Source organism: Streptomyces sp. DvalAA-14 (assembly GCF_900091855.1).
Lineage (GTDB): Bacteria > Actinomycetota > Actinomycetes > Streptomycetales > Streptomycetaceae > Actinacidiphila.
The window spans coordinates 1-19986 of record NZ_FMCH01000621.1 but is presented as its reverse complement, the minus strand read 5'-3'; the positions used below and the strand labels follow the sequence as shown (position 1 = coordinate 19986).

The 19986-nt window shown below is 70.2% G+C and carries 13 protein-coding genes and 2 pseudogenes; 8 read left to right on the top strand and 7 right to left on the bottom strand.

Annotated elements, in window-relative coordinates; all coding sequences use genetic code 11:
• Positions 1 to 336: 336 nt before the first annotated feature.
• Both GA0115240_RS33100 and GA0115240_RS33095 read right to left on the bottom strand, forming a co-directional pair.
• Positions 337 to 756, bottom strand: a complete 420-nt coding sequence (locus tag GA0115240_RS33100) for a hypothetical protein (RefSeq protein ID WP_202451978.1) — start codon at positions 754 to 756, stop codon at positions 337 to 339.
• A gap of 67 nt (positions 757 to 823) precedes the next feature.
• The gene (locus GA0115240_RS33095; protein WP_093742540.1) at positions 824 to 1507 is read right to left on the bottom strand and encodes a hypothetical protein; all 684 of its coding nucleotides are present in this window, start codon (positions 1505 to 1507) and stop codon (positions 824 to 826) included.
• A gap of 209 nt (positions 1508 to 1716) precedes the next feature.
• Here GA0115240_RS33095 and GA0115240_RS33090 point away from each other — a divergent pair, with 209 nt between their 5' ends.
• The 5 genes and pseudogenes from GA0115240_RS33090 (at position 1717) to GA0115240_RS33065 (ending at position 7817) form a co-directional block, all read left to right on the top strand.
• On the top strand, positions 1717 to 2235 hold the full coding sequence (locus tag GA0115240_RS33090) for a MarR family winged helix-turn-helix transcriptional regulator (RefSeq protein ID WP_093742538.1): 519 nt from the start codon (positions 1717 to 1719) through the stop codon (positions 2233 to 2235).
• A 1111-nt stretch (positions 2236 to 3346) separates the two neighbouring features.
• A complete protein-coding gene (locus tag GA0115240_RS33080) occupies positions 3347 to 4633 on the top strand; it encodes an SMI1/KNR4 family protein (protein ID WP_237555411.1) in 1287 nt (428 codons plus the stop codon).
• Positions 4634 to 4756: 123 nt separating this feature from the next.
• Positions 4757 to 5421: pseudogene (locus GA0115240_RS33075) on the top strand (transposase); the annotation flags it as partial.
• A gap of 177 nt (positions 5422 to 5598) precedes the next feature.
• On the top strand, positions 5599 to 6729 hold the full coding sequence (locus GA0115240_RS33070; RefSeq protein ID WP_161302630.1) for a PAS domain-containing protein: 1131 nt from the start codon (positions 5599 to 5601) through the stop codon (positions 6727 to 6729).
• 5 nt (positions 6730 to 6734) lie between these two features.
• Positions 6735 to 7817, top strand: a complete 1083-nt coding sequence (locus tag GA0115240_RS33065) for a PP2C family protein-serine/threonine phosphatase (protein WP_093742531.1) — start codon at positions 6735 to 6737, stop codon at positions 7815 to 7817.
• A gap of 125 nt (positions 7818 to 7942) precedes the next feature.
• Here GA0115240_RS33065 and GA0115240_RS33060 read toward each other — a convergent pair whose 3' ends face one another.
• The 4 genes from GA0115240_RS33060 to GA0115240_RS33045 form a co-directional block, all read right to left on the bottom strand.
• Complete coding sequence (locus GA0115240_RS33060) at positions 7943 to 8767, bottom strand: carbohydrate ABC transporter permease (RefSeq protein ID WP_093742529.1); 825 nt, start codon at positions 8765 to 8767, stop codon at positions 7943 to 7945.
• Positions 8764 to 9759 carry a carbohydrate ABC transporter permease gene (locus GA0115240_RS33055; protein WP_093742526.1) on the bottom strand — a complete coding sequence of 332 codons (996 nt, stop codon included), beginning with the start codon at positions 9757 to 9759 and terminating at the stop codon, positions 8764 to 8766. The genes GA0115240_RS33060 and GA0115240_RS33055 overlap by 4 nt, the downstream gene beginning before the upstream one ends.
• Positions 9760 to 9979: 220 nt before the next feature.
• Positions 9980 to 11224: a sugar ABC transporter substrate-binding protein gene (locus tag GA0115240_RS33050; RefSeq protein WP_093742524.1), complete on the bottom strand. Its 1245-nt coding sequence runs from the start codon at positions 11222 to 11224 to the stop codon at positions 9980 to 9982.
• 93 nt (positions 11225 to 11317) lie between these two features.
• Positions 11318 to 13273 carry a glycoside hydrolase family 127 protein gene (locus GA0115240_RS33045; RefSeq protein ID WP_093742523.1) on the bottom strand — a complete coding sequence of 652 codons (1956 nt, stop codon included), beginning with the start codon at positions 13271 to 13273 and terminating at the stop codon, positions 11318 to 11320.
• A 270-nt stretch (positions 13274 to 13543) separates the two neighbouring features.
• On the opposite strand from GA0115240_RS33045, the gene GA0115240_RS33040 reads away from it, so the two are divergent.
• Positions 13544 to 14563: a LacI family DNA-binding transcriptional regulator gene (locus GA0115240_RS33040; RefSeq protein WP_093742521.1), complete on the top strand. Its 1020-nt coding sequence runs from the start codon at positions 13544 to 13546 to the stop codon at positions 14561 to 14563.
• Positions 14564 to 14742: 179 nt separating this feature from the next.
• Here GA0115240_RS33040 and GA0115240_RS33035 read toward each other — a convergent pair whose 3' ends face one another.
• Positions 14743 to 16488: an RICIN domain-containing protein gene (locus GA0115240_RS33035; RefSeq protein WP_093742519.1), complete on the bottom strand. Its 1746-nt coding sequence runs from the start codon at positions 16486 to 16488 to the stop codon at positions 14743 to 14745.
• A gap of 553 nt (positions 16489 to 17041) precedes the next feature.
• On the opposite strand from GA0115240_RS33035, the gene GA0115240_RS33030 reads away from it, so the two are divergent.
• Both GA0115240_RS33030 and araB read left to right on the top strand, forming a co-directional pair.
• On the top strand, positions 17042 to 18100 hold the full coding sequence (locus GA0115240_RS33030; protein WP_093742518.1) for a LacI family DNA-binding transcriptional regulator: 1059 nt from the start codon (positions 17042 to 17044) through the stop codon (positions 18098 to 18100).
• 76 nt (positions 18101 to 18176) lie between these two features.
• Positions 18177 to 19822: pseudogene (gene araB, locus GA0115240_RS33025) on the top strand (ribulokinase).
• Positions 19823 to 19986: the final 164 nt, after the last annotated feature.

The following is a 19986-nucleotide window of genomic DNA, read 5'->3' as shown; positions in this document are numbered from 1 at the left end:
TTGGCACGCTGGTGGGCTTGGGTAGCCGGAAAGCTGGTGCCGCTCGGTCCGCGGGCGTCGGTACGACGGACGCCAGCCGTGTTCGCCCGCGGGAGGTTCCGCGGCGATCGGGTGCGCAGCCTCTCTCCCCGGGTGCCCGCGCACGGTGCGCGCCCAGCACGACCACAATCCCACCGGAGTCCGCACCCTCGTTCGGAAACGTCTGCAACGGAGATGTACCTGAGCCAAGGCGGTAGGCCACAGCGGCCGTTCCGCTTCCGCTGCGCTGGTGGAGCCAACTCAACTTCTATGCCGTGGCGCCCCCTTAAGTTGGCCCGGTGGATGCAGGAACTCCTCCTACGAACACGGGGTCAGCCTGAGCGCTTGCGCCCCGCCTCGCCAGACCTGCTGGAGATCGTCCCGGTTTGGCTCGCCGTCCGCACCGGAGCGAATGCTGTTGAACTTGGCGAAGGTCGGGTTGGCCCGCGCCATGTGGGCGTATGCCGAGACGACTTCCGACTCCTCGGTGGAGATACGCACATCGGCCCAGCAGCACTTGCCTTTGAGTCGGATCGCGACCCGGTCGCCGGTGCGGAGATTGCGTCCCCATCGGGAGGAGGTGCCGATCAGGAGATCGTCACCTTGAGCCAGGTAGGCAACTGGGACCGAGTAGCGCTGTCCCGACGTGCGACCCACAACGTAGAGGGTTAGCAGTCGAGTGCCGATCACCGGCGACATGCCAGGCGTTCGCAGCAGTCCGCGCGCCAGTAGGTTCACCAGGCGCTGTCCGGCGCTCGTGCGGGCCCGCGGTTCGGGCCGGGAGCCCGGACCGTCCACTCGTGGGTCAGTGGTCATCGCTACTCGTGGTGATCCGGCCGACGTCGGGGAGTCGCTTGTCGCTCGTGGAGGTAGGGACCATCCGTGTGACCGCGTCGGGCATCGTGCCGACGGTGAACACGCGGACCAGATCGTTGACGGCGACCGTTATGTAGGAGGCTTCGGACGGCACCCGCTCAGGCAGCGGAGTGACATGGAATCCGGCCTGGAGAGTGCCGTCGAAGATCCGCAGGGAGGTGCTTTTGGGCTCGGGAGGCGTGAAGGAGGTGGCCCACAGAGCCTCGACGGTGACGTGCGCGGGTTCCTCGAGGGTCAGCTGCACGCACCGGCGGACGGCGTCGTAGGTGATCTCGGTGCTGTCCTGGCCTCGTCGCTTGTGGGAGGTGAAGGCTTCGACCTGGGCGGCGATGAGGCCGGCGATGCCGGCGAGTCCCTGGACGAAGCTCGTCTGCGGGTTGCGCTTGGAGACTTCCTCACGCAGATATTGCTTGGTGTCGGCGGGGACCATTCCGCCGAAGACCAGCACGTCGAGGTCGGTGAGGTCGTAGTCGTCGAGAACGTGGTCGAACTGATTGGTCGCGTCGGCGGTATAGCCCTTGGCGCGCAGGATGTCGACTGTGGCGACAAGGACGCTGGGGCTGCGGCCGACCACGAGGATGCGATCGGGTTTGTCGGTGGGTGTGGTGTCCATCGTGAGTCTCCTGGGTGATGGATTCAAAACCGGTCACGAGCTGCGGCTGGTCGAGCTGCAGGTCGGCCGGCGTTCGCAGCCCCCCGTGACAGGGCTGTGGCGAACAGGGGGTGGGTGCGTGCTGCGCCGATCGCTTTGTTAGCTGGGCCAATGTTGGCAGGTCCAACATAGACGATGTTGGCTGTCCCCACAATTGCTAGCCTGGAGACATGCCTGCGCATCCCCTTCAGCCCGGCCGTACGCCCGATCGACTCAGGGGCCGCCCGACCTCGCTCATCGCTGGCGTCTATGCGCGCTCCGCGGCACTGCTCGCCGCCGGATTCGAAGCCAACGGTGACGGCCTGCGCGGATATCACTACCGCTTGCTTGCCACACTCGAACAGTGGGGCTCTGCGAGCCAAGCCGACCTCGGCCGCGATACCGGGATCGACCGGAGCGACGTCACAGCGGCACTCAACGAGCTCGAATCACGCGGCTTCATCGAACGCAGGGTCGACCCCGACCACAAGCGTCGAAATATCGTGACGATGACGCCCCAGGGTCTGGACATCCTCCTTGACCTCGACAGCATGATCGACCAGACCCAGGAAGCCGTGATGGCACCCCTGACAGCTGCCCAGCGACGCCAGTTCGTCAGTCTCATGTCACGACTGCTCAACGACAAAACCGACATGGATCCAACTGGAGGGCCGTCCGGCGGTGGGCGAGGATCGAGGCGGCCGCGATGACCTTGTGGGTGCCGATTGAGGCGGCTGTGCCATCGTTCGACCGGCACGCCACGTTCTCGGTCGGATGACTGGCATTTGAGGGAGGTGCCGGGGCAGTGCACGGTCAGCGGTGGTGGATATCTCGCGAATACCGGTGTACTGCTTGATGCCCGGGCGCTGGGCTGGCATCGGGCGAGTGGCGATGTGCTGGCAGAGCGTCCGGAGGGTGCGAGTTCCGGCGCGTTGTCCGCGATAATTTCTCGCGGCGCCCAGCAGTGCCATGTGTACTTGCGTGGCATTGTCTGACCTGTGCCGGAGAATGGGCGCGGCGCGTGGTGGCTATCCGCTGCAGGCGACCGTGATGCATCTCCCGACTGGCATCCGTAGGCAACGGATGCTCGCGATGGCGGCCGGGATCTGGCACAACGACCTCATCGACACACCCGTCACCCGGTCGCTCCCGCCTACGACCACTGGTCGCGTCGAATCTACTCGTCGAGACCCTTTGCGGTTGAGCAGGCCGGCAGGGTGCTTCGGATCTTCAGCGAGAGCCCGCGTGTGCGAGCAGTACCTGTAGCCGGCCCAGTCGGCCCAGCCGGCCATGTTGGAGCGCTGCACGGTCGGGCGTGACATGCCACACGGCACCGGAGTGGCGTCGACGCGCTTGATCTCGCCTCGGGCTTTCGCGAGTGGGTGCCGTCCGGCAGGTGATCGAAAACGCAGAAAGTGCCTCTGAGCTGCAACGACAGGACTTGCTGAGGGTCCCGTACGTGGTAGCGAGAGAGGCACTTCCCAGGTGAAGAAGCGCGGTCCGGACACCGCGATATCGGCGGCGCAGGCGCCGTGGCGCAGGCCGCGGGCGGTGCACGACCCGGGCGATGACGAAATCCGACAGCACGAACGAGTACCCGTGAGAATCCGACCGCCTCAGTGCGACAAGGCACCGGTCGTAACGCTGGACAGGCCACGACCTCACTTCGCTCCGCCGACTCTCGTGCACATCCGCCAGCTGAAGCGCTCAGTCACAGCTTCCACTGTCATTGGCTCCGCGTATGGTCTGCGCATGGTTGATCAGAGCCCCCCCTTGCCATCGGTATGCGACTTCGCGGCCTGGGAACCCGTACTCCGGCTCATGCTGGCGGACGACACAGAGCGGCGTGCAGCCCGGTCGGCCCGTGTGGCAGGACGCATCAGTCAATCCGGACATAGCATCGCCCATCGGGGATCCATGTCGTCGACGGCGCGGATCGCGGCGGAGAACATACAGAGGGCGCTCACGCGCGGCGGAGTCCAGGAGGTCGCATTCAGGGCGGAGGCTCAACCGGACGGACGGACCACGCTCGGCCTGGTCTGGCCGAGCCCGGCTGTGGAACCGGTCTACGGCTACCCGGACCTGGGGGTGCTCGTCCTGGCCGATGGCTCCCTTCCCGCACCCTGGCTCCGCCGCCCCGATCCGGTGCCCGGGGCGGTACCGGCACCATCGGCGGATCCTGAGTTGCTGGAGCGGACGCTCCGCGAACGGTTGCCCGACGCCGTCGGCGCGACGGAAGAGGAGATCGCTGCCGCCGAGGCACGCCTCGGTGTCACGCTGTCCGATGAGCTCAAGGTTCTCCACCGGGTGGCTGGAGGGGACTGGGGCCACGACTTCGAAACGGCGATGCGCATCGACAAGGCGGTCGGCTGCGAGATCTCCGGCGTGGAACAGCTGTTCAGCATCGAAGCGGCGTCCCGTTACCCCGGCTGGGACCTCGGCGCGACGGATGCGATCTGTACCCTGCCGGACGCCGCGGTGCAGGGCCTGGGCGGCTCACCGGGCTGGATCTGCTTCGGCACCAACGGCGGCGACGTGTTCGCAGTCGATCTGACCCCCGGCCCGCGCGGGCACTTCGGGCAGATCATCCTGGTCCATCGCGCGGAGAGCCTCGGTGCCGAGCTCGTGGCCGATTCCCTCACCGATTTCGTTCTGGGCCGAGCACAGGAGGAACGCCGTGACCGCCGCGGGAACGAGCTTCCGGCCGTGGCCAGGGTCGGCACCGGATGCCTTGAGACGATCCAGGCCGCCGCCCATCCCACCTTCGAAGTCCTGTCCCTCGGCGCTTGGAACGGCGCGCCGTTCAACCTCGCGCCTGTCGCCGGGTTGCCCCACCTGCGCACTCTCACCGCCATGTCTGGCACACTGGCCGACCCCCTGGAGGTCGCCGGGCTCACCGCACTGGAGTTCCTGGCCCTCGGCGTGCAGGAATGGCGTGTCCTGCTGAAGGCCGGAGCCGTCCCGCGCACTCTGAAAGCCGCAGCCGTCAAGGTGCGGCACCAGGACCACCTGCCCGTCGTGGCCATCGCCAACGAGATCCTGGCCCTTTGGGACCGGCCCCAGATCGTACAAACGCTCCTTGCGGGAGACCTCGGCCCCGCAGCCTAGCCTCGGGCTCTGGCGAGATGGGGTTGTCCGACGGGTGGTCAGGTAAACGAAAAGTGCCTCTGACCAGCAAGAATGGGGATTGTCGAGGTCCTTGTTCCTGCCACTGTCGGTGGCACTTCTCAGGTGAGGAAGCGCATCGGGTCCTGTCCCCGCGTCCGCGTTGAGGGCGGCGGCCGGGCGGTGGTGTCCCACGCCGGGGCCGTGCTCCTGATCGAGACGGTCCGCAAGAGCGGGCTGGACCAGGCGATATCGGCGGCGCTCGCGCCGTGGCGACGCCCGAGGGGGCAGTGCACGATCCGGGCAAGATCCTGCTGGTTGCCGGGCTGCTCCGTCCGGGCAATGCGGGATCCAACACGGCCGCCGACCACATCGAGGACTCCTGCATCGCGCTGGCCCAACTGCCGAAGGAGTACCGGCGCGGACGCCGGACCGACCCTGATCCGTACCGACTCTGCGGGTGGCACACACGAGTTCGTCGCCTGGCTCGCGAAGCGGGGCCGGTGGCTGTCGTACTCGGTCGGGATGACTATCACCGACGCCATCCGCCAAGCGGTCCTCGGCGCTCCCACCTCCGCGTGGACGGCGGCCGGCGAACCGAGCGGCGAGGCCCGCGACGGAGCCTGGGTCGCCGAACTCGCCGGTGATGTCCTCAAGGGATGCGGCTGATCGTCCGCAAGGAACGCCCCCATCCCGGCGCCCAGTTGCGGATCACCGACGCCGATGGCCTGCGGCTCACCTGCTTCGCCACCAACACCGCGGACGTTCCGGTCGCCGCACTCGAACTGCGGGCGGCGGGCGGAGTGGTGCTGCGGCCCCCGCGGCCGCTCCGAGGCCCGTCCCGAGCCGTCGCCGTGCCGGAGCCGCAGGTCCTCCGGGGGGACACGCTAGGCTCCAAACATGGACAAACATGTCGTTAAGCACGGTCGCTGATGGGGCGACCGGTAGCGGCCGGGCCGGTCGGGACGATGCTGGAACCGACCCCGCTGGGTGCGGCCGTGGCCCTGATCGACCGCCATGGCAAGGTGCTGGCCTGGACGGACGCCGCGCAAGCCCTCCTCGGCTACAGCTCGGAGGAGGTCGTCGGCCGGTCGGCGGAGAACCTGCTGACGCGGCACCGTACGGTCGCCGAGCTGTCGGAGGGTGCCGCGCGGGCCCGGGTGGGCGGGTCGTGGTCCGGGTCGGCCGAACTGCGCCGCAAGGACGGGCAGGCCGTTCGCGTCGCGATCCGGGCGACCCCGCTGTCCGGCGACGGCGGAGCCGACTGGTTCGTGGCGGCCACCGAGTCCGTGGCGGCCGTCCCCGCCTGGTCGCCGCAGCCGACGGTGGCCGCCGCCCTGCTGGAGCGGATCCCGATCGGGCTGTCCATCTGCGACGGCGACACCCGCTGCGTCTGGCGCAACCAGGCGACCGTGGAGTGGGACACGTCCATGGGCCGCGACCGGCTGGGACTGACGATGCGGGAGGTCTACCCCGGCTACCCGGGCCGGGAGATCGAGGCCGTGGTCCGCGGCGTGTTCGAGACCGGTGAACCGGTGATCGAGCGGGAGTACCGGTGGACCCCGCCGGGCGAGGACGAGGAGCGGGTCTTCTCGTCCACCTACTTCCGCCTGGAGGGGGCCGAGGGACGGCCGCTCGGGGTCTGCGCGATGGCCACCGACATCAGTACGTCCCAGGGGCGGCGGCACTTCCTCCGGATCAACGAGGCGAGCCGGCGCATCGGCACCGCTCTCGAAGTCGGGCAGACCGCCCAGGAACTCGCCGACGTCGCCGTGCCGTTGCTCGCGGACTTCGTCATCGTCGACCTGGCGGAATCCGCGATGATGGGCGAGGAGGAGCCCCTGGAACGGCTCAAGTCCTCCGACGCCTGGATCCCCGTCTTCCGGCGGGCGGGCATGGCCTCGGTCCACGAGGGGACGCCCGAGGCGATCTGGCAGGTGGGCGAGGTGGTCTACGTTCCACCTTCGTCCCCCTTCGCCCGCGCGCTGTCTCCGGGGAGACCTATTACGAGCCGGCGCTCGACCGTTCGCCGGGCAGTTGGCTGCATCAGGACCCGGACCGGGCCCGCAGCGCCGCGGCGAACCGGATCCACTCGCTGATCATCGTGCCGCTCCAGGCGCGCGGGGTGATCCTGGGCGAGGCGGTCTTCGTCCGCAACGACAACCCGCTGGCGTTCTCCCGGGACGAACTGGTGCTGATCGAGGCGCTGGTCGGCCGGGCCTCGCTGAGCCTGGACAACGCGCGGCGGTACTCGCGGGAGCGGGCGGCCGCCCTCGCCCTGCAACGCAATCTGCTGCCCCGGCACATCTCCGGCGGCGTCGCGTTGGAGGTGGCGTCGCGGTATCTGCCGGCCGACACGCACGAGGGGATCGGCGGCGACTGGTTCGATGCCATCCCCTTGTCCCGCGACCGGGTCGGCCTGGTGGTCGGCGACGTGGTCGGGCACGGCATCAACGCGGCCGCGCGGATGGGCCAACTCCGTCCCGTGGTGCAGACGTTGGCGGACCTGGACCTGCCGCCCGACGTCCTGCTCGCCCGGCTCGACCGGCTCGTGCTGCGGCTGGGCGCGCAGGACAGCGGCGAGGGCGGCGACCTGGACCTGCCGGCATCGATGGTGATGGGCGGGACCTGCCTCTACGTGGTCTACGATCCCGTCAACCGGCAGTGCACGATGGCCCGCGCCGGCCACCCGCCGCCCGCGATCCTCTACCCGGACGGCGCGGTCGTCTTCCCGGAGATCCCGGCCGGGCCGCCGATCGGACTCGGCACGATGGCCTACCAGTCCGCCACGGTGGAACTGCCGGAGGGAAGCACGATCGCCCTCTACACCGACGGCCTCGTCGAAAGCCGTACCGCCGACCTCGGTTCGGGCATGGAGCGGCTGCGCTCCGCGCTCGCGGGGCCGCGGGTGGGTTTGGAGGAGCTGTGCGAGCGGGTGTTGACGGCGATGACCAACCACCGAGCGGCCGCGGCCGGCCGGGAGGGGACCCGCCCGGCCGAGGGTTCCCCGGGTGCCTCGCCCGCTTCGGACGGGTCCCGCCCTGCCGGGGCCGCCCCGGGCCCTGACACCTCCCATGCCTCGTGCGGCGACGACATCGCCCTCCTGCTGGCCCGCACCCGCCCCCCGATCCCACGCCGCCCGGCCCCTGTCCCCCACGAACCGGACGACTTCTCCGCCGACCTCTAGCCTCGTTCTCCCCGGCCCGGCCCGGCTCGGGCCGCCGTGGTCCTGACGCGGTGCGGGGGCGGACTCAGGCGTCCGCCCCCGCACTTCGGTGCTGGCCTCCGCTACTGTGGCCCGGAGCAGGCGGATCAGTCCTTGACGGCGCCGGCCGTGACCCCGGCGGCGACGTAGCGCTGGGCCAGGACGAGCAGCACCGCGGCGGGTATGGAGGCGACCACGGCGGTGGCCATGATGGCGTTCCACTCCTGGTTGTTGTTGCCGATGTACTTGTAGATGCCCAGCGTGATGGGGCGCATGGTGCCCCCGCTGTCGAGGGTGTTGGCGAAGACGAAGTCCGACCAGGCCCACAGGAAACTGAACAGGGAGACGGTGACCGCCGCGTTGCGGCTCACCGGCAGGACCACGGAGGTGAAGGTCCGCCACACGTTCGCGCCGTCGATCTTGGCCGCGGAGATGAGTTCGTCGGGGATGCCCGCCATGAAGGCGGCGAAGATCATCACGCCGAAGGGCACCGCGATGGTGGAGTCGGCGACGACCAGTCCCCACCAGGTGTCCATGATGCCCAAGTTGAGGAAGATGCCGTAGAAGCCCATCGCCATGACGATGCCCGGGATCATCTGGGCGATCAGCAGCAGCAGGCCGAGCACGCCCGCGCCGCGCGGGCGGAGCTTGGCCAGCGCGTAGCCGGCGGGCGCGGCGAGGACCAGGGTCAGCGCCACGGTGCCGAGCCCGATGAGCAGGCTCACCCACAGGTAGGGCAGCTGGTCCTGGAGGACCGCGTGATAGCCGGTGAAGGTGGGGTGCAGCGGGAAGAGGTCCGGCGGGGTCTTGCGCATGTCCTGCTGCGGGGTGAGCGAGACGTTGATCATCCAGTACACCGGGAAGAGCATGATCGCGGTGAGGACGACGCCGATCACGGTGTTGCGGCGGGAGCGGAGGACGCGGGAGGTCATGCCGACTGGCTCCTTTGGACGCGGATGTAGAAGAGTCCGAAGACCAGGGCGATGAGGATGAGGATGTTGCCGATGGCGGCGCCTGGACCGAACTGCGGGAGCAGGGACCCGAATCCGAAGCGGTAGGACCAGGTGGACAGCGTGGTCGAGGAGTCTCCGGGGCCGCCCTTGGTCATGATCCAGATCAGGTCGAAGACCTTGAGGGTGTAGATCAGGCCGAGCAGTACGGTGATCGCCGAGACCGGCCGCAGCAGCGGGAAGGTGATCCGCCAGAACTGCTGCCAGCCGGACGCGCCGTCCAGGGAGGCGGCTTCGTACAGCTCGGCGGGGATGCTCTGCAGCCCGCTGTGCAGGATCACCAGGTTGAACGGGATGCCGATCCAGATGTTCGCGATGATCACCGAGGCCAGTGCCCAGTGCGGAGACGTCAGCCAGTCGACCTGGCCCGCGCCGACAAGGTGCAGGCCGTAGTTGACCACTCCGGACTCGCTGCTGAACATCCACGACCATGTCGAGGCCGACACGATCAGCGGCAGCAGCCAGGGGATCAGGAAGAGCGCCCGCAGGGTGGGGGCGAGGCGGAACCCGCGGTGGAAGAACACCGCGAGCGCCAGGCCGGCCGCGTACTGGAAGAGGATCGACACCAGCGTGAAGACCATGGTGTTGACCAGAGCCTTGCTGAAGGTTGGATCGTCCACCACCTGACGGAAGTTGTCCCAGCCGGAGAACGGCGCCCCGCCCTGGACGAACGACCGCACGGTGTAGTGCCGCACCGACAGATCGACGTTGCGGTAGAGGGGGTAGGCGTAGAACGCCACCAGATAGACGACGACCGGCGCCACGAAGCCCCAGGCCGTCAGCTGGGACGCCCGCAGTCCGCGGCGGGGCCGTCGGCCCGGACGCCGGTGGCTCGGATCGGGGCGGATCTCCTCACCGGATGTCCCGGGCGCGGCCGGCGACCGCTGGAGGGCGTCGGCGTCGGCGGTGGTCATACGTGCTCCTCGATCAGTGGTCTGCCGGCGCGGATCCCGGTACCGCCCTCATGGGTTCCGGCTCCGTCGTGGCACCCCGGGAGGGTTGGGGCGCCACGACGGTGCCAGGTCCGCCGAGCCGCCGGGACGGGCGGCGGCAGGGCGAAGTCGTCCTCGCCGGGTGCCGGATCAGGGTGACCCGGCACCCGGTCGCGCGTCGCGGCGCCGAGGCGGGAGGCGTTCAGCTCTTGTGGTTGCCGACGGCGGTCTGCGCGGTCTTGAGCGCCGCCGCCGGGCTCTTGCCGCCGGACAGCGCGGCCTGCACGGCCGTCCACAGCTGCTCGGAGATCACCGGGTAGCGGACACCCAGGCCGCCACTGGTCCGGCCGCGGGCGGCCGCCACGGCGTCCGTCCAGGGCTTCAGACCCGGGTCGGCGGCGACCTGCTGCTTCTGCACCGCGGCGGTGGGCGCGATGTAGGACAAGGTGGTGTCGGTCGTCAGCAGGTTCGCGTCGTCGGTCAGGCAGGAGGCGATCTTCGCCGAGGCCTTGTAGCGGGCGGTGTCCTTCTGCACCGGTACCGTGACGAACTCGCCACCGGTCGGCGCCGGGGCCGGGCCGCCGGCGCGGGCGGGAATGCTGATCACGCCGTACGGGAAGCCGGCCTTCTTGGCGTTGGCCAGCTGCCAGGTGCCGTTCTCACCGAACGCGTACTGGCCGGTGGCGAACTCCTGCCAGCTCGTGGTCTGGGTATTGATCAGCACGTCGTTGGGCGCCAGCCCCTGGGAGACCCAGTCCTTCCACAGCGACAGGGCCGCCTGCCCGTCGGCGTTGTCCAGATGCGTGAGGTCGCCCTTGGCGCCCCAGAACCAGGGCAGGAACTGGAAGCTGCCCTCCTCCGTACCGATGGCGGAGAAGGTGATGCCCTTCTTGCCGGCGGCTTTGGCCTGGTGCAGCGCCGCGGTCAGCGAGGCCCAGTCCTTGATCGAGGCCGGGTCGACGTGCGCGGCGTCAAGGACCTTCTTGTTGTAGTAGAGCGCCAGGGTGTTGGCCCCGATGGGGACGCCGTAGGACGAGCCGTCCAGGGTGCCGGCCCCGATGATGTTGGGCTGGATCGCCGTGGTGGACACGCCGACGTCGCTCATCTTGTTGAGGATGCCGGCCTGTTCGAGGGTGCTCACGACGGGGTTGTCCACCAGCATCACGTCCGGGGCGTTGCCCTGCTGGGCCGCCAGCAGCGCCTTGTTGCCCAGGTCGGTGGTGTCGTACGCGGTGCGCTTGACGGTCACCCCTGCCTTGGTGCCGCAGGCGTCGACCAGCTTGGCCCACGCCGAAGAGCTGTCGAACTGCGGGTAGGGGTCCCAGAACGTGTAGGACCCCGAGGCGGCGGAGGAGGACGAGCCGCTGCCGGAGCCGCCGCATGCGGTGACCGCGACCAGGGCGGTGCAGGCCGCGAGGGCGGCGAGGGCGACGCGTGTGTGTCTCATGATGGTCCTTGGCTTGTGCGGGCGGGGTACGTGACGAGCGGTGGAGATGCGAACGGGAAGGCTGGGGGGGAAAGCCGGGAGGGCGACCACCGTCTAACGGGTGGGGATCCACACCCGCATGGCGCCGTCCCGGCGGTTGGCCCACGCGTAGTAGGGCACGGCGGTCAGCGCCGCCGCCTTGTCCTCGGGCCCGGTGCGCAGGACCGCGGTGCCGGCCGGGTCGGCCGGGTCGGCCGGTCGCCGGTACGGCCACCAGCCGCGGTCCGCGATGCCGCGCCGGTATCCGCGGGCCGCGACCGTGACGAGGCCGCCGAGCAGTTCGGGGCGTGTTTCCTCGGTGAGCGGCCGGGCGGCATCGATGACGATGTCGTCCAGACCGCAGCCGGGGTTGTCGACGCTCTCCAGGCAGTAGACGAGCGGGCCGCGCTCGATGGCGACACAGCCGCGGACCGCGTCGACCCGGGGGTCGGCCTCCACCAACTGCGGTGCCATGGCCAGTTCCAGCGTCACCTCGTCGCCCGGCGCCCACATCCGCTCCAGGCGCAGCCAGCGGGCTTCCGCGCTGACCGCCGCCTCCCGGCCCGCCACGTGGACCCGGTAGTCGGTGCACCACTGCGGAACGCGCAGCGAAAGGGTCCACGGCCGGTCGGTGGGGCCCTCCTGCACGGTGAACCGCGCCGTCCCGGACCACGGAAAGTCAGTGTGAGCGCTAACAACAAGCGGGTCGCCAGCCATGTCACCGGTGTAGCGGCCGGTGGCGTACTGGTGGATCTGCAGCCCGTGCGCGTCGGTGGAGGCGATGTAGTGCTCAAGGCTGGCGAGCAGCCGCATCACATTCGGCGGGCAGCAGGCGCAGCGGAACCACCGGGTGCGGCGGGCGGACTGGTCGCCGCCGGTGTCGGTGTGGCCGTCGCGGACCTGCAGCGGGTTGACGTAGAGCCAGCGCTCGCCGTCCAGCGACACCCCGGCCAGGAAACCGTTGAACAAGGTGCGCTCGACCAGGTCGCTGTAGCGGGCCTCGCCGGTCAGCAGCGCCATCCGCCAGCTGAAGTGCACCGACGCGACAGCGGCGCAGGTCTCGCAGTAGGCGCGCTCATTGGGGAGTTCGTACGGATCGCCGAAGTCCTCCTCGTCGTGGTGGGCGCCCAGTCCGCCGGTCAGGTGCGTCTTGGTCGCCACCATGGCCGCCCACAGCCGCTCGCACGCGGCCAGCAGTCCGGCGTCGCCGGTCTCGGCGGCCAGGTCCGCGGCGCCGGCCAGCAGGTACAACTGCCGTACCGCGTGGCCCTCGACGTTCTCCTGGACGCGCAGCGGTACCCGGTCCTGGCAGTACGCCTCGCCGCCGAGCAGGCCGTGGCCGTGGCGCTCCACGAAGTAGCCGGCCAGATCGAGGTAGCGCCGCTCACCCGTCTCCCGGTACAGCTCGACGAGCGCCGTCTCGACCTCGGGGTGGCCGTCGAAGCCGTCGATCTGCTTTTCCGGGCCGAAGACGGAGTCCATGTGGTCGGCGAACCTGACCGCCACCGCGAGGAGTTCCTTGCCGCCGGTGGACCGGTGGTGGGCGACCGCCGCCTGGATGAGGTGGCCGGCGCAGTACAGCTCGTGGCCCCACCGCAGGTCCTCGTAGCGGCGGCCGTCCTTGGCCACCTGGAACCAGGTGTTCAGATAGCCGTCCGCCTGCTGGGCCTCCGTGACCAGGGCGGTGATGCGGTCGACCTCGGCGAGCAGGGCGGCGTCCCCCGGCGTGCCGGCGGCGCCGAGCTGCCAGGAGGCCGCCTCCAGCCACTTGTACACATCGGAGTCCATGAAGGGGTAGTCGCCCTGGAAGGTGCCCCGCGCGGTGCGGGCGGCGAGCCGCAGGTTGAGCAGGTTTCCGGCTGACTCCAGCAACTGCGGCCCCTGGGGGATGCCGACCCGGGCGTTGACCTCGCGGCGGCCGTGCCAGAAGCCGCCCGTGATGTCCCCCGCGACGACGGGGCGCAGAGCAGTCCCGGGTCCTGGCCGGACCGGACCGGCCGGCACAGGTGGTATCGGTTTGCTGCGGGACATGGCTCTCCCCTGGGATGTACAGTCGGCAGGGTGTGCGCCGCCATGGCGGCGGCACCGCGACAGGTGTGAATCGGGCCACGGGAAGGCGCCCGGAGCTGCCCGGGCGTGAAGGTTTTGAGCAATGGTTTTCTTGCACGAAACCTAGGAGCGTCCGACGACACAGGTCAAGACTTCTGCATAGGTCAACATCCATTTTCTGACAACACTTGGGATACGGGGCGGCTCCTGGCAGGATGGGCCGCAGACCTGCAGGTGAGAAAAGGATTGTCCGTGGCTGAGACTGATCGGCGCCCCGCAGCGGGACGTGTGACGCTGACGGATGTGGCCGCTGTGGCGGGTGTCAGTGTGGGGACGGCCTCGAAAGCCCTGAACGGAAACGGCCGGATGCGGCCCGAGACGCGCCAGCGGGTGTTCGAGGCGGCGCGCCGCCTGGACTTCCAGCCCAACGAGCAGGCGCGCGCGCTGCTGGCGGGACGCACCTGGACGGTCGGACTGATCACCACCGACGGCATCGGCCGATTCAGCACCCCGGTGCTGCTCGGCGCCGAGGACGCGCTCGGCGCGGGGAAGATATCCGTCCTGCTGTGCGACACCCGCGGCGACGCCATCCGCGAACACCACTACGTGCAGAGCCTCATGGCCCGTCGGGTGGACGGCATCATCGTCACTGGACGGCGCACCGACCCCAGGCCGCCGTTGCGGGGCCTGCAGGACGTCCCGACCGTCTACGCGCTGGCCCCGTCGGAGGACGCCGCGGACATGTCGGTCGGCTCGGACGACGAGGGCGGCGCCCGGCTGGCGGTGCAGCACCTGATCGGCTCGGGGCGGCGGCGCATCGCCCATGTCTCCGGTCCCGCGCATCACGCGGCGGCGCGTCACCGGGCCCGGCTGACCCAGGAGTTGCTCGGCCAGGCCGAGCTCGGACTGTCGGGCGGCCAGGTGTACTTCGGCGACTGGAGTGAGGCGTGGGGGCGCAGGGCGGCACGGAACCTGCTGCGGACGGCCCCGGACACCGACGCCGTCTTCTGCGGAAACGACCAGATCGCGCGGGGCGTGGCCGACACCCTGCGCGAGGAGGGCCGGCACGTTCCGGACGACGTCGCTGTCATCGGCTACGACAACTGGGACATCATGGCGCTGGCGTCCCGCCCGCCGCTGACCACGATCGACATGAACCTCAGCGAGATCGGGCGCATCGCCGCGCTGCGGCTGCTGGACGCCATCGACGGCGCCGGTGCGGGCGGGGTGCAGACCGTCCCCTGCCGGCTCGTCATGCGCGAGTCGGCCTGACCCCGCGTCGGGTCCGCGCCGCCGGCCGGCGAGGCGCGCGAAGGGCCGGGCGCCTGCGGCCGGTTGCCCGTTGACACCGGTTGCCACTTGCCAAGTGACCCCGGTTGCCCGTTGACGCCGGCTGCCGCGCTCCTGCCGGGGCAGGGGCGCGGCAACCGGACGTGCGCGGTCCGTCCGGGTCAGCGGGCGGCGAGCTTCCACAGGTGGTCGGCGGTGCCGTTGTCGTCCCATTGCAGGACCTGGGCGCCGGACGCGGTGCTCATGTTGTTCACGCCCAGCACGAGGTTGCTGTTGGAGTTGATGATCTTGTAGTGGCCGCTGGAGTCGGGAGTCAGCCGCCACAGATGGTCCGCGGTCCCGTTGTCACTCCAGATGAGCGCGGTGCCGCCGTCCGCGGTGCCCGCGTTGGTGATGCCGAGGAGCAGCCCGCTGGCCTGGTTGCGGATCTTGTACAGACCGGAGCCGGCGGACACCAGGGTCCACTTCTGGGTGGCGGAGCTGTTGACGGTGGCCTGGTCGACCAGCGTCCCCTGGCTGGTGGCCTCGTTCGCGGTGTCGAGGGCGAGCCCGCTGTTGTTGTTGGTGATCTGGTAGGTGCCGTCGAGGGGGGAGCCGCCGCCGCTGGCCGAGGCGGGCGTGATGACGATGTGGTAGCCGTCGGTGGAGTTCGTGCTCACCGGCACCGTGATGGACCCGTTGTTCACCGTGTAGTTCGACTCCGACAAGGTGATCGGCCCGGACACGGCGGTGGTCCGGCCGCGGGAGGGCGTGTACTCGACCTTGACGTGGACGGACGTGCCCATGGCGGAGAGGGCGTTGAGTCCGTTGACGGTCACCGCGGAGTCGCCGGAGCCGCCGCCGAAGACCACGTCGACCTCATTGCCGGCGCTGTTGCGCGAGGCCGCGCCGTCGATGCCGGTCTGCGCGGGGGCGGTGGTGGTGAGCATCGAACCGCTCATGTCGGCGTACCACTTGTAGAGCCAGTAGGCGCCGTTGGGGCTGCCCCCCTGGCCGGTCAGCAGGTCGCCCAGCGCGCCGGACTGGTTCCAGAAGGCGAGTTCGGCGTCGTGCACGCCGAGCCGCTCGAACTTCGCGATGTAGCCGACGAGAGCCCCGGGGATGCCCACCTCGGAGGGGGCGGCGTACTCCTCGATCGCGATGGGCCGGGGGGTGATGCCCAGGTTCTTCTCGATGGTGGTGACCGTGGTGATGTCACCGGCGATCTTGGAGGACCTGATCAGCTCGTGCCAGGCGATGATGTCGGGCACGGTGTTGGTGGCGACGGCGTTCTGCAGGAAGTTCTGTATGTCGCTGATGTTGTCCGAGAAGCTCGGTCCCTGGATCGGCGTGCTGGCGTCCTTGGACCGTATCTCGCGGTAGGTCCTGGTCCAGAAGTCCTCGAAGGTGCCGTTCTGGGAGAGCCAGGTGTTGTCGGACTCGTTCCATGGCGCGTAGGCGGCGAGGTTGGTGATCCCGGACGCCTTGGTCTGGGCGATCTGGTCGTCGACCACGCTCAGCCAGTTGCTCCAGCTGAACTGGTACGGCCAGCCGGCGTAGTAGTCCGACAGCCGGTTGACGACCTTCGCACCTGCCCGGGCGGCCTTCGGTGCGACGGTGAGGATGTCGCCGGTGCCCTGCTGGTGGCCGCCCTGGGGCTTTTGCACGAAGGTGTTCGGCTTGATGGCCTGCACCAGGTTGTCGGCCGGGGTGTTCGCGTTGGCCAGGCCGTAGAGCGAGCCGGTCGCGACGTGGGTGACCGGCCGCAGGACCTGGTTGGCGTTGACCACCAGGGTCGTGGACGGAGTCGCGGATGCTTGGGCGGGCGAGCCGGTGAACATGGCCGAAGCCACAGCCAGTACCGCGGCTCCCACGCCGGCGGCGCGGCCCAGTGGCCGTCCGGGGTGGGGATACGTGAAACCACGCATGGGGGAGTGCCCTCCTGACGAGGCGGGTGACGTGGCGCGGCAGCCGAAAGGCCCGTCAGTGGTGGGAGCCGTCCGTCCTACGGCATCACGTTGACCGGCGCTCCGTGGGATCTGCCACACACAGCGCAAACGGTTTTTCAGCGCACAACGTAAGAGCGTTGCCCGGCCGGGTCAAGGGATCGCACACGAGCGTCCTTCCTCCCTGTCCGAGAGGTTTCCGGCTCCGCCGGCGCCCGTTCGGCGTGGGAAGACGGTTTCTCACGGCGGTCGTCGGGCCGGGCACCTGGTGGTGCCGTCCGGCCGCCGCGCGCACGTCGCCGGGCGTCGGAGGCGGCCGACGGGTCCCTCGCGTGCGGCGGCCCGGACCGGCCGCGGCGGGGTCGCTTCCGGACCGGGGCGGGGCGGCATAGGGTCAGGTGCGGTGCGAGCTGCCCCCGTGGCGGGCCCGTCCGGAGGATCCTTCGGACGATGCGCCCTCGGCGCGCACGGGACAGCCTTGACGAGCGGGTCTGTGAACGCTAACAATGTACCGCACCAGCAAAAAGGGGAGAGCATGTCGCAGACCGCTGAGGGTCCCGGGCCCCGCAGAGCCCCCACCATGGCGGATGTCGCGCAGGTGGCCGGTGTGTCGCACCAGACGGTGTCCCGGGTGCTGAGCAATCACCCCAACGTGCGGGAGACCACCAAGGACGAGGTGCTCCGGGCGATCGAGCAGCTCGGATACCGGCGTAACAGCTCCGCCAGGGCGCTGGTCACCCGCCGTACGCTCACCCTCGGCGTGGTGGCCTGCAATCCGACGCTCTTCGGCCCCGCCAGCACGCTCTTCGGTCTGGAGGAGGCAGCCCGGGACGAGGGCTACCTGGTCTCGTCCGTGACGCTGCGTCGCTACACCGCGAAGGCGCTGGAGGACGCCATCGACCACCTCAGCGGCTGGGGGGTGGAGGGGATCGTGGTGATCGTGCCCAAGCGGGAGGCGGTCGCCGCGCTCGCCGGGCTCAGGCTGCCCTTCCCGGTGGTGACGGTCGAGGGCGGGCACGATCTGCCGATACCCGGTGTGTCGGTGGACCAGGAACTGGGCGCACGGATGGTGACGGAGCATCTGCTGGCGGCCGGGCACTCCACGGTGTGGCATGTGGCCGGGCCGCGGGACTGGCTGGAGGCGGAGGCCCGGATCAGGGGATGGCGGGCGGCTCTGGAGGAGGAGGGCGCCGAGGTGCCGGCGCCGCTGGTGGGGGACTGGACCCCCTTGTCCGGCTATCGGGCGGGGCAGGAACTGGCGGGCCGGGTCGCGGCGGGCGCCGCGCGGCGCCGTTCGGCGCCGGTGACCGCGGTGTTCGTGGCCAACGACCAGATGGCGCTGGGAGTGCTGCGCGCGCTCCGGGAGGCGGGGCTGACGGTGCCGGGGCACGTGGCCATCGCCGGGTTCGACGACATTCCCGAGGCCGAGTTCTTCGCCCCGCCGCTGACCACGGTCCGGCAGAACTTCGCCGCGGTCGGCAAGGCCAGCATCCGGCTGCTGGTGAACCAACTGGAGACCGGTACCACCCGTCCCGATGAGCGCGTCGTCATCGAGCCGCGGCTGATCGTCCGCAGCAGCAGTACGCCGTCCTGACGACGTACAGACGCAGACCAGGAGTCCGGCCGGCCACTGGTTCACCGGGGCCTGCCCGCGTACAGGGAGAAGAAGCATGACCATCGATCTGCCCGCTGTCACCGTCGGCGTCGATTTCGGCACACTGTCCGGACGGGCCCTGGTGGTGGCCGTCGACGACGGCCGGGAACTGGGGAGCGCGGTCCACGAGTACACCCACGCGGTGGTGGACCGGGCCCTGCCGGGCGGGCCGGCCCTCCCGCCGGACTGGGCCCTGCAGATCCCGCAGGACTGGCGTGACGTCCTGCGCTTCGCCATACCCCGCGCGCTGCTCGACGCGGGGGTCAGACGGGAGCAGGTCATCGGCATCGCCACCGACTTCACCGCCTGCACCGTCCTGCCCACCGCCTGGGACGGTACCCCGCTGAGCGAGCTGCCCGAGTTCGCCGACCGCCCGCACGCCCATCCCAAGCTGTGGCGCCACCACGCGGCGCAGCCCGAGGCGGATCTGATCGTACGCCGGGCGGAGGAATCGGGTCAGCCGTGGCTGGCCCGCTACGGGGGGAAGATCTCCAGCGAGTGGCAGTTCGCCAAGGGCCTCCAGGTGCTGCGCGAGGATCCGGCGGTATACCAGGCCGCCGAGCGCTGGATCGAGGCCGCCGACTGGATCGTCTGGCAGCTGACGGGGGCGGAGAACCGCAACCCGTGCACCGCCGGCTACAAGGGGATCCACCAGGAGGGCCGATATCCCGACCGCGACTTCCTCGCATCGCTGGACCCCGGCTTCGCCGACTTCACCGCCAAGCTCGAACACCCCCTGTCCGAGCTGGGCACCCCGGCGGGCAAGCTCAGCACCGCCGCCGCGGAACTGACGGGCCTGCGGGAGGGCACGGTGGTCGCGGTGGGGAACGTGGACGCGCATGTCACCAGCGCCGCCGCGCGGGCACTCGACCCGGGGCACATGCTGGCGATCATGGGCACGTCCACCTGCCACATCATGAACTCGGACGTGCTGGCCGAAGTACCCGGCATGTGCGGTGTGGTGCGGGACGGCGTGGTGCCCGGCCTGTGGGGGTACGAGGCCGGCCAGAGCGGGGTGGGCGACATCTTCGCCTGGGCCGTGCGCACGGCGACGCCCCACGACTACGCCGCGGCGGCCCACCGCGGGGGATCGCGGTCCATGAACTGCTGACGGAGAAGGCCGCCGCCCAACCCGTGGGAGCACACGGCCTGCTGGCCCTGGACTGGCACAGCGGCAACCGGTCCGTACTGGTGGACCACCACCTGTCCGGGCTGATCGTGGGGCTGACCCTGGACACCCGTCCTGAGGACATCTACCGGGCGCTCATCGAGGCGACGGCCTTCGGTACGCGCACCATCATCGAGACGTTCGAGGCCGCCGGCGTACCGGTCAACGACTTCACCGCGGCCGGCGGCCTGCTGAAGAACTCCTTCGTGATGCAGGTCTACAGCGACGTCCTGGGCCGCCCGATCAACGTCCTGGCCTCCGAGCAGGGCCCGGCGCTCGGCTCGGCCATCCACGCGGCGGTCGCGGCCGGGGCCTATCCCGACATCCGGGCCGCCTCGGAGGCGATGGGCCGTCTCCAGCGCGACGCGTACACCCCGGACCCGGCCCGCTCGGCGGCCTACGACCGGCTGTACGCCGCATACCGCGAACTGCACGACCACTTCGGTCGCGGCGGGACCGACGTCATGCGCCGCCTGCGGGCGCTGCGGGGCTGACGCCGGCGACTTGTTAACGCTAACCCTCCCGGGGGCGAGCCCCTCGCCGCGAGCGGCTGACCTTGCCGTCGGGCGTCGCGCCAGCGGGGTCGGCTCGCTCCCGGTTCTTCGTGCCGCCCGGCCCACGCGGCGGGTCGGCCGGGCGCCGGCCCGGTCCGTCGGCC